8 protein-coding genes and 1 rRNA gene are annotated in these 9,130 nt (G+C 54.4%); all 9 read right to left on the bottom strand.

Features of this window, described 5'->3' with window-relative positions:
• A 16S ribosomal RNA gene (locus BMZ66_RS11695) occupies positions 1-243 on the bottom strand; the annotation flags it as partial.
• A 654-nt stretch (positions 244-897) separates the two neighbouring features.
• Positions 898-2,262, bottom strand: a complete 1,365-nt coding sequence (locus BMZ66_RS11690; RefSeq protein WP_092672823.1) for a serine hydrolase — start codon at positions 2,260-2,262, stop codon at positions 898-900.
• Between the two features lie 68 nt (positions 2,263-2,330).
• The gene (locus BMZ66_RS11685) at positions 2,331-3,491 is read right to left on the bottom strand and encodes a hypothetical protein (protein ID WP_143080164.1); all 1,161 of its coding nucleotides are present in this window, start codon (positions 3,489-3,491) and stop codon (positions 2,331-2,333) included.
• Positions 3,492-3,674: 183 nt separating this feature from the next.
• On the bottom strand, positions 3,675-5,003 hold the full coding sequence (locus tag BMZ66_RS11680; RefSeq protein ID WP_092672817.1) for an APC family permease: 1,329 nt from the start codon (positions 5,001-5,003) through the stop codon (positions 3,675-3,677).
• A 187-nt stretch (positions 5,004-5,190) separates the two neighbouring features.
• Positions 5,191-5,709, bottom strand: a complete 519-nt coding sequence (locus BMZ66_RS11675) for a DUF2480 family protein (RefSeq protein ID WP_092672814.1) — start codon at positions 5,707-5,709, stop codon at positions 5,191-5,193.
• A gap of 110 nt (positions 5,710-5,819) precedes the next feature.
• Positions 5,820-6,524: a tRNA (adenosine(37)-N6)-threonylcarbamoyltransferase complex dimerization subunit type 1 TsaB gene (gene tsaB, locus BMZ66_RS11670; RefSeq protein WP_092672811.1), complete on the bottom strand. Its 705-nt coding sequence runs from the start codon at positions 6,522-6,524 to the stop codon at positions 5,820-5,822.
• A 65-nt stretch (positions 6,525-6,589) separates the two neighbouring features.
• A complete protein-coding gene (locus tag BMZ66_RS11665) occupies positions 6,590-8,284 on the bottom strand; it encodes a S41 family peptidase (protein ID WP_092672808.1) in 1,695 nt (564 codons plus the stop codon).
• Between the two features lie 26 nt (positions 8,285-8,310).
• The gene (locus BMZ66_RS11660) at positions 8,311-8,799 is read right to left on the bottom strand and encodes a ribonuclease P protein component (RefSeq protein ID WP_092672805.1); all 489 of its coding nucleotides are present in this window, start codon (positions 8,797-8,799) and stop codon (positions 8,311-8,313) included.
• Between the two features lie 81 nt (positions 8,800-8,880).
• Complete coding sequence (gene rpmH / locus BMZ66_RS11655; RefSeq protein WP_046246180.1) at positions 8,881-9,039, bottom strand: 50S ribosomal protein L34; 159 nt, start codon at positions 9,037-9,039, stop codon at positions 8,881-8,883.
• Positions 9,040-9,130 lie beyond the last annotated feature (91 nt).

Genomic DNA, 9,130 nt, shown 5'->3' with positions numbered 1-9,130 from the left:
CAACTAGCTAATGGCACGCAACCCCATCCAATTCCAATAAATCTTTAACCACGAAGTGATGCCACTCTATGGTCTTATGCGGTATTAATCCGCCTTTCGGCGGGCTATCCCCCAGAACTGGGTAGGTTGGTTACGCGTTACGCACCCGTGCGCCACTATTCCTATTGCTAAGAACCGTTCGACTTGCATGTATTAGGCCTGCCGCTAGCGTTCATCCTGAGCCAAGATCAAACTCTCCATTGTAAAATATTCCTACACCCGTGCGAACACGGGCTGATGTCGAGTGCGAATCCGACTCGTATATAACGAGTTCATCTTCTATGTTACGCTCGGTTGTCAACCTGCTAAAAGCAGGTCTTACCAATTTGTCTTTTCCAAACATTCAAAGAACGTGTGCCAACCCCAGTTGGGTTAACAGTGTGGCCTATTTGGCCGATGTCTTCTTTCTTTCAATTCCCTTCTTTCGATTTGGGAGTGCAAAGGTAAGAGAGATTTTTCATTTGTCAAGCTGCAGAGGAAAATTTTTTAGGATTTTTCTTTTTCGCTTTTCAATTCGTTTCGCCTCCTATTGAAGCGGGGTGCAAAGGTACGGTAACTTTTTCGGCTTTCGCAACAGCTCTCGAAAATTTATTTTCTAGGACTTTGCTCAGGCAGCACGAGAAGCAAGACAAACAAACTTCAAGGGGAGTTCCATAACTTTCAAATTTTCTCAAGAGCTTACGTTCAGAGAAACCCAGTAGTCCGTTTGACGTTTTGGGACTGCAAAAGTAGGAGGTTTTTTCGAGATGCAAAAGGTCAAAGCAAAGATTATTGCTTGTTGAGCCAGTCATGGGACGGTTTATTATTAGTGGCAAGTATAAATCAGCGACTTATCAAAGGGGATTTCGTCGAAAAAATTTAGCGGCTTAGCTCAGCTGTTAAAAATGCGGACAGATTAGGTCGGAATTGACGGGGACGTTGGGCTTCGTACTCATGAATGGTGCGGCCTAATTGGGCTAGAAAGGGTAGGCCGATGGACTCGTATTCGTAGGTACCGTCGTTGATGATGCCGTTGCGGTTGACGTACAGAACAGCGCTGAGCATAAATTCTGATTGGCGCAGGGAATCGGCGAAATAGGCGACGTCGGAGAGGTAGCCGTGAGACATGCCTACAATGTTGTAGATGCGAAGCCCGGGTTGATGAGGTAGCTTGGAGTTTCGGCCGTAATAGAGATACTTCTTATATGCGTCGAAATAGCGCGCTGGGGTATATGGCTGGAAGCCGGATTGGTGCGGGGTTGCGTGGAGGTAGCGACGCAGGAAGCTGTAATCGGCAGCGGTGAGGTTGGGGCGCTGGTTGGGGGGAACAGTAGCAGGGAAGAGAATGCTTTGTAGTAGGGAGGTGATATCGGCCAGAGGGAGGTGATTGGCGATAGTGAAATCGTAGGGCTTGGGGATGATGCGGCCACCGGCCTGGTGGGCGCGGCCCTTGAGGACTGGGCCGAGGGGACTGGTATAGGGACGCGGGTTGAATTTGGCCGACTCCTTATATAAGGTATCCCCCTGGCGGGTATGAAAGCTGATGGGGTTGGTGTGGCGATTGGCGGTGGTGTCGCAGGGGACAAAGCGGCGGGTGATGCGCGAGTTGGGATAACCAAGCTGGGCAAGACGCTCGTTGAGGGGGCGCTGGCCGAGGAATTCGTAGAGGCGATTGTAGGCGAGGTTGTCGCTAATGAGCAATATTCGCTTGATGTAGTTACCAACGGTGGCGGCTTGGTCAGAGTCGGCGGGGGCGGCGAAGCGAACGGGCGTTTGGCAGCGGAACGCGACTCCAGTGGCTAAGATAGTATTACGGGTAATTCCAGTTTTGTTGATGGCATTGAGTTTTTCGAGAGAAAGGACTGCTACCGGGAGCTTTACTAAACTGGCGGGATTGAAGTACTGGCTAGCGTTGAGATGGAAGGTGTGGGGAATGAAACTGGGGCGATTTTGGGCGTCGCGATTTATTTGGGTGTAGATGATTTGAAGCTCGTAGTTAGGATTGGTGGCAACGCGAGCTAATTGCGGAGTGGCGCGGAGGAGGCTGTCTAATAGAGGGGAATCATTGCTGGTTGACGATGCACTCTGTTTTCTGACAGATATATCCTCTGACTGATAGAAAAGGGGGGTTTGCGGAAGAGAATGTATCGATTTGGCTAAAGCAAGTATGGCAGTTGTAGATAGTAATAGGGTTGCGCCTATTATATAGGAGCGTAGGAACGTCGGTTTATAGGGCGTTTTCATAGGAGGATAAAATAGAAAGGGCCGTGGTGTTGCCACCACGGCCCTGTGAGGCTGCTTTTGCTAGAAGATTAATCAGCCAGAGGAATTAGGCGGCGGGCTAGTAGCAGGTTGGAATCTGTCTGGCGCCAGTTGTAGCCGGTACCGAAGGGCAGGGACTTGGGGCGGTGAGTAGAATCGGTATAGGCAGCCGTGAGCTCGGGCTGATAGTGTTTGGCGAATAAGTTGATGGGACGCTTGTAAGTGCCATAGTAATTGAATTGCCACGCACCTTTTTGAAAGAATTTCATGGCAATGCCAGAATCGTCTTGCAGGATGTAGCGGCTGTGGCGCAACACCAGCCGACGTACCTCGCTGAAATAGAGTTTGTGCATTAGATACGTAGCCGACTTGACATAGGTGGTCAGAGGGCCAAGGGAGCGCACAAACTGAATGGGAGCCGGCTTGACTTGCAGGCCATGGTTGCTGAGGTCGGTGGAGAAATAATAGACAGTTTTAGGCTGACCGTCGGGGCCGCGCAGCTTCATTTCGACGCCGGGGACAGATTTAGCTAACGCTGACTTTTGGTTAGGGCTGGCAGCCTGGGTGGTATCAGTGGGTGCGTCGAGAAGCTGGCCGGCGGCATCGAGCTGCACGGGGCGAATGGCGGTAATTTGGTTACCGGTGCGGGCAGCGAAGAGCATCAGGAGTGGCAGGGCACCGTCGAGCTCTACGGATTTTAGGTCGACGGCCATGTCGTTGGTACGGAAGAAGCTGAAGTTCAGAACTGACCAAAGGGATGCTTTGACGGCTGGGAACAAGGCAGGGTTTTCCAGGGAGGCCCGCACGGGTACACTCCCAACGGGCTCGAGCCCCATCAGCACGTAGGTTTGGCTAGTGGGGAACATCGTGAAGACGTTCAGGAAATCGGGGCCGCTGAAGGGATAGAAGACGGTGGGACTACTGCGGTGCACTTCGTCGAGTTCGGTGCTGGCCCACTTAGTCATGTTGGTGGTGTGGGTGGCGCGGTATTTATCCCAGCTTTTGTCTTGGTCTTTGGCGAAAGCCTGCCAAGCAGGCTGCTCGGCCAGCGTAGTGAGGTTGCTCTTTTGGCTGGGGCGCAGGCCGCCGAGATAAGCCGCGACATCCTGAGCGTAGCTGGTATCGGGTACGGCTGAGCGATTGGGACGTGCGGAAGCTGCGCTTGGCGAGGGCGATTTGGTGGAATCGATGGCATCTGCGGTGGAAGCCATGGTTTCTCCGGTGGCAGCTGTGTCGGATTTGGTATTCGACTCGGAGCAGGCAGTCAGTAGAAGCAGCGCGGCTGGGAACAGCCGAAGTGCAGCGGTGCGGACGTACATTATATAGAACCTAGTTAAAGAAGGCAATTCTTTGGAGTGAAGCCTGATAAAGAAGCTGCAAGTTACGGCAGCGCCTTAGCCTGGGGCTGCTGGTGCCGGGCGGGCGGTGCGCATGGTGAAGAAGTACACGAGCAAGCCGACGGCCAAGGTCCCCAAGCCATAGAGCGATTCAGTGGGCTTGTCGCGCAGGATGAAGGCCAGCGTCCAACCACTCAGGCCCAGGAAAATCAGCGGCGTGATGGGGTAGCCCCAGGCGCGGTAGGGACGCGGCAAGTCTGGCTTTCTTACCCGGAGAACGAATAAGCCCAGCACCGTAAGGAAGGTGAAGAGATTTAAGACGAAGCCTGCGTACACTAAAACTTCTTTGAAACTGGGCCTGAGAATGAAGGCCAGAGTGATGGCCGTTTGAAGCAGCAGTGCCCGCACGGGGATGCCGGCACGGCTGCGGGGGGCCAGCCAGCGCAGGGCGGTAATGTCCTCCCCCATGGTTTGGACGATGCGTGGGCCAGCAAAAATCATGGAACTGATGGTAGAAACGAGCAGGGCCGCGATGACTCCGCCCATGAGCCGGCCGCCGAGAGGACCAAAAAGCGATGTAGCGGCAACAAAGCCGACTTCAACCTGGCCGCTCAATCCAGCCAGTGGCGTAGAGCGCAGGAATACATAATTGAGCCCTACATATAATAGGAGAACCACGGCCGTGCCAGCCAATAGAATGCGTGACAGGTTGCGCTTGGGGTTTTCGATTTCGCCGGTGACGTAGACGGCGGCGTTCCAACCGGAGTATGCATAGCTCACATAAACCAGTGAAACGGCAAAAGCAGGACTGAGCAGGGCCTCCCAACCAGCAGCGTCGGGCGCGAAGCTTAAGGGCTGCCCCTCCCCTATCACCATGCCGGCACCGATAAAAACGACCAGCACTACTACCTTCAAAGCAGTGATGATGACTTGCAGGCGGCTGCCGGCACGGGTGCTGCTACCGTGGACTACGGTGAGTGCGAGCACTACCGCGACGGATAGCCACGTGGGCTGGAGATTTGGCCAGAGGCTTTTGGCGTATTCGCCCAGCGCTAAAGCAGCCAGGGCCGTGGGCGCAGCAAAGCCAACAGTTGCGGATACCCATCCGGAAAGAAACCCTAGCGCTGGGTGATAAATCTGGCTTAGGTAATGATACTCGCCACCCGAGCGGGGCATGGCGGCGGCTAATTCACCATAGCAAACGGCACCACATAGGGCAATCAGGCCACCAACCAACCAAAGCATGAGCAGCGCAAAGCCGCTTTGGATGCCCATCACCTGAAATCCTAAGCTAGTAAACACGCCCGTGCCCACCATATTGGCGATGACAATGGACGCCCCAGTGAGGAAAGTGATTTTATAGGGTATGCGGGTAAGCTCAGGCATGGTGCAAAGATGCAAGCCTGTGGTCTGTTTGAGCCGAAGTAGGTTCAAACTGTAGAGACGCGACGCTTGGCTACGCCGACCTTCGGTTCGCGTCTCGGCATCCGCGCCGTGATGACGTCATTGTTCGAGCATCGTTCAACGATGAGACGCGAGGTGCCGCGTCTCTACAGCAAGGAGGGCAAGGGCACTACGCTTGAACCTTGGGCTTTTTGTAGAGCGGCACGGTGCTGCAGGGCTCGCCATACATGATGCTGCTGGTGACGGGGAGCAGCTTTTGCATGATGGCTACGTAGGCATAGGTAGGCACGGGCACGTTGCCGCAGCCTTTTACTACTACTTTGGCGTCGCGGTATTCTTCGGTATCGATGGCTGCGATGGCTTCCTGGAAGAGGGACTGCTCTAGGGCTTCGAGGTTGCCGAAGACGTAGCGGTGCGCATGATTCTGAAGCTTGGTGGCGAGTAGCATGTAGGCCCAGGTGGGCACGATGGCATCGGCCGAGCAGATGATGGCGACGTTCTTGCCGTCGTATTGGCTCCAATCGTTGGTCTTAACAAACTCGCGGAAATCCTTCTCGCGCAGCATGAGGCCGTGGAAGAGGTTGTCTTTGATGTCGTATACCACCCGCTCACCGGGATGAATGAATTCTTCCAGGTTGATGGTAACGAGGCCACTATTGGCGACGCGGTTGACGAAGAGAGGTTCCATAGAATATTCTTTAGTAAACACTTGTCACCGTGAGGGCAGCGGAGGACCTTATTACGTCCGCGTCGTTTGGAACAACTGCACGTCTATCGTGATAAGGTCCTTCGCTGTGCTCAGGATGACAGTTTTTTTGGCGTTGTGGTATGAACTTCCTTCAAGTAAAACGGCTCGTAATATGCTACGTCCTGGAAATCCTGGCGATGATAGGCGGCAATTGCCAATTTCCCAACTGCCACGGCTGAAGGCTCAATGCCGGTTAGGAAGCCGGCGTTGGGGTGCTCCCCTAGCAGCGGTTGACACTTTGCTGCTCCGTGACCAAAGAACAACACGGAATAGCGACTCAATTGTTCAGCCAGCGTGTCGGCGTCGAGGAGGAGTGGCGTGGGAGCCAAGACTTCCTGTCCTTCGTGGGTATAAAGGGCAGCATAGACCTCCATGCGCCGGGCATCCAGCATTGGGCAGTACAGATGCGCTTCAGGCCGAGCAGTGACAGCGGCTACTTGTGCGGCAAGCGCCTGCAGTGTGCTGATGGCTATTAGTGGAATGTCCAGCGCGAAACATAGGCCTTTGACTGCAGCGCCGCCAATGCGCAGGCCAGTGTAAGAGCCAGGTCCGTCGCTCACGGCTACGGCCGCGAGGTCTTTTAGGGAATGACCGGTGTTTTCGAGGAGCTGCTCAATTAAGATAGTGAGGTGCGTGGAATGCGATTTATCGAGACGCAGCTCGGTTTGACCGACTAGGGAGCCATCCTCAACTCGGTGGAGAGCTACCGAACAGACGGGAGAAGAGGTTTCGAGGGAAAGAAGGAGTGTTGACATTTACGATTACACAAAAAAGCAGACCCTCATGGGGTCTGCTTCTTATTCATTTAGCATCAAAATTACTACTTAGTCCCCGATGACTTCCGGGCACTAGCTGCTTGCCCCGTAGGTTTCAGCAGAGCGGCGTAGCGGTTTGGGTCGTTCAGCACGGCCACAGCGGCAATGATGTTGGGGTCGTCGTCGAAGCCGGCTTCGGTGCGGCCTTTCTCGAAGTAGTAGCGGGAAACGATTTCCTGCTCCAGCAACTCTTTGATTTCGGGCTTGAAACGCTGCAGGTCGTTGGCCTTGTTCACGGTCACCTTCTTGCGGATGGATTCGAGCTCCAGTTTCACGTCGTCGTAGTGCTTGTCGTCTTTTACCTTTTTGCCGAGTTCGGTAAGGGCTTTTTCAGCATCGGTGCTGTAGCTGATGTTCTTGCCCTGGAGGTAATTGACAAATTTCTGGTACTCCGGGTCAGACAGCTTGAACTGGCGGGCCGGGGCAATGGTGGCATGCTCGGCCCGATAGCGGGTAGCATAGTCGAAGAGGTAGCTTTTCTGGAGCAGAATGCGGGTGATGTCCGCAATTTCACGGTCCTGCACTTCAATGTCGGGGGCTACGCCGCCGCCGTCGTACACCGTACGGCCAGCATTCGTTTTGAAAGCGGTGCGGAGGGAATCGGGGAATTTGCCCAGCGTGCCGTCATCGGCGCGGTGGGCGTAGTCTATTTCCTGAATGCAGCGGCCGCTGGGAATGTAGTATTTGGCAGTGGTCACCTTTAGCTGGGAGTTGTAGCTCAGCGGGCGGGTGGCTTGCACGAGGCCTTTGCCGAACGTGCGCTCGCCAACCAGTACGGCGCGGTCATAGTCTTGGAGCACACCCGACACAATTTCAGAAGCCGAGGCTGAGCGGTTCGATGTGATGATGGCTACTGGAATCTGGGTATCGAGCGGCTGGTCGAGGGCTTTGTAGGTTTTATTCCACTCCGTCACCTTGCCTTTGGTGCTCACTACGTCCAGACCTTTGTCGATAAACAGGTTGGAGATGTTCACAGCCTCATTCAGCAAACCACCGGGGTTGTCGCGGATGTCGAACACGATTTTCTTGGCGCCCTGCTCCTTGAGCTTGTTCACGGCCATGCGCACTTCCTTTCCAGCATCAACGGTGAAACCGCCCAACTGGAAGTAGCCGACGTCGCCGGCTATCATACCGATGTAGGGCACGTTGTCTACCTGAATTCTGTCGCGGGTAATGTCAATCTGAACAGGCTGGGTCTGGCCGTAGCGCGTCACCATGAGCTTCACAACCGAGTTGGCTTGGCCCTTGAGGAGCTTGCTGATATCCGAGTTGGTCTTTTTATCGACCACTACGCCGTTAATATTCAGAATCTCATCGCCGGGCAGCAAACCTGCTTTCTGGGCCGGATAGCCTTCGTAGGCGCTTTGCACAATGGTTTTGCCGTTGCGCTTCACTACCGAGGCCCCAATGCCGCCGTATTGGCCGGTGGTCATGGTGCGGAAATCCTCGATGTCGTCTTCTGGAATGTAGTTGGTGTAGGGGTCGAGCGAGCGCAACATGCCGTCGATGCCCGTTTTCACGAGCTTAGCGGGCGTTATCTCATCAACGTAATAGGTGTTCACCTCCTTGAACAGGGTAACGAAAATGTCCAGGTTTTTGGCAATTTCGAAGTACCGTTCGTTATCGGAAGCTGCCCGAAAAGACACCAACCCCAACGTACCTAGAGCCAGAGTAGCGAGTAGTTTTTTACGGATAGTCATAAAATACAGGTAGCAGGTAGGCGAATCTACGGGGCAGAAGGCGAGGCGGATGCCGCGGCCGTCGTGCTTAACAAACGTTGTATTCCGGAAATTAATTTTTTTTCCACCAACGTCAGCGGACTTTTTTCCTTGCCCGTGAAGATAATACCTAGAAGAGCGACCTGATGCCCGCCGGGTTGCTCCAGCAACCGATATTTATTGAGCCGATAAGCCTCGCGAATGAGCCGCTTGAGGCGGTTGCGGTCTACGGCCCGTTTGAAGGTGCGCTTACTTACGCTAATGAGCACTTGGGGTGGCGCTGTTGTGGGCGCGGCACTTGCCACCCACACCATGCGAAGGGGATAAACGCCAAAAGAGGAACTCTGCTTGCTAAAAAGCTCTTCGATGAGCTTCTTGCGACACAGGTGTTCCTCTTTTGGAAAGGTATAGCGCCGGGTAGGCGCCACTCCGGGAACCTCACCGCCCGGCCCCCTTTCCCGTGGAGAGGGGGAGCCAGGTGATTGTGGTTCTTGCATAAGAATAGCGGGTAGCTGTTAGCCTCTTGCTTACGGCTGTTCTCCAACGGCTAACAGCTATAAGCCAGCAGCTAATAAATACTAGCGCTTGTGCTTGCCTTCGTCGGATACGGTGAGGCGCTTGCGGCCTTTGGCGCGACGACGGGCCAGTACGTTGCGGCCGTTAGCGGTTTCCATGCGGAGACGGAAGCCGTGCTTGTTAACACGCTTACGCTTCGAAGGCTGATAGGTACGTTTCATGGTATGTCTAGTTTCGAGTTGGGCCGGCAAAGGTACGGGCTTTCTGTGGAAAAGGCAAGGCCCTCAGCCACTTTTACCGGCAATGGGCCGG

Source organism: Hymenobacter arizonensis, assembly GCF_900115775.1.
GTDB lineage: Bacteria > Bacteroidota > Bacteroidia > Cytophagales > Hymenobacteraceae > Hymenobacter > Hymenobacter arizonensis.
Note: the sequence above shows the minus strand (reverse complement) of the source record. Positions and strands in the feature narration are given on the sequence as shown.

Excerpts from the sequence above, each read along its gene's own strand:
- BMZ66_RS11660 (WP_092672805.1), bottom strand. The coding sequence starts at position 8,799 with ATGCAAGAACCACAATCACCTGGCTCCCCCTCTCCACGGGAAAGGGGG.
- BMZ66_RS11665 (WP_092672808.1), bottom strand. The coding sequence starts at position 8,284 with ATGACTATCCGTAAAAAACTACTCGCTACTCTGGCTCTAGGTACGTTG.
- BMZ66_RS11675 (WP_092672814.1), bottom strand. The coding sequence starts at position 5,709 with ATGGAACCTCTCTTCGTCAACCGCGTCGCCAATAGTGGCCTCGTTACC.
- rpmH (WP_046246180.1), bottom strand. The coding sequence starts at position 9,039 with ATGAAACGTACCTATCAGCCTTCGAAGCGTAAGCGTGTTAACAAGCAC.
- BMZ66_RS11680 (WP_092672817.1), bottom strand. The coding sequence starts at position 5,003 with ATGCCTGAGCTTACCCGCATACCCTATAAAATCACTTTCCTCACTGGG.
- tsaB (WP_092672811.1), bottom strand. The coding sequence starts at position 6,524 with ATGTCAACACTCCTTCTTTCCCTCGAAACCTCTTCTCCCGTCTGTTCG.
- BMZ66_RS11685 (WP_143080164.1), bottom strand. The coding sequence starts at position 3,491 with ATGGCTTCCACCGCAGATGCCATCGATTCCACCAAATCGCCCTCGCCA.
- BMZ66_RS11690 (WP_092672823.1), bottom strand. The coding sequence starts at position 2,262 with ATGAAAACGCCCTATAAACCGACGTTCCTACGCTCCTATATAATAGGC.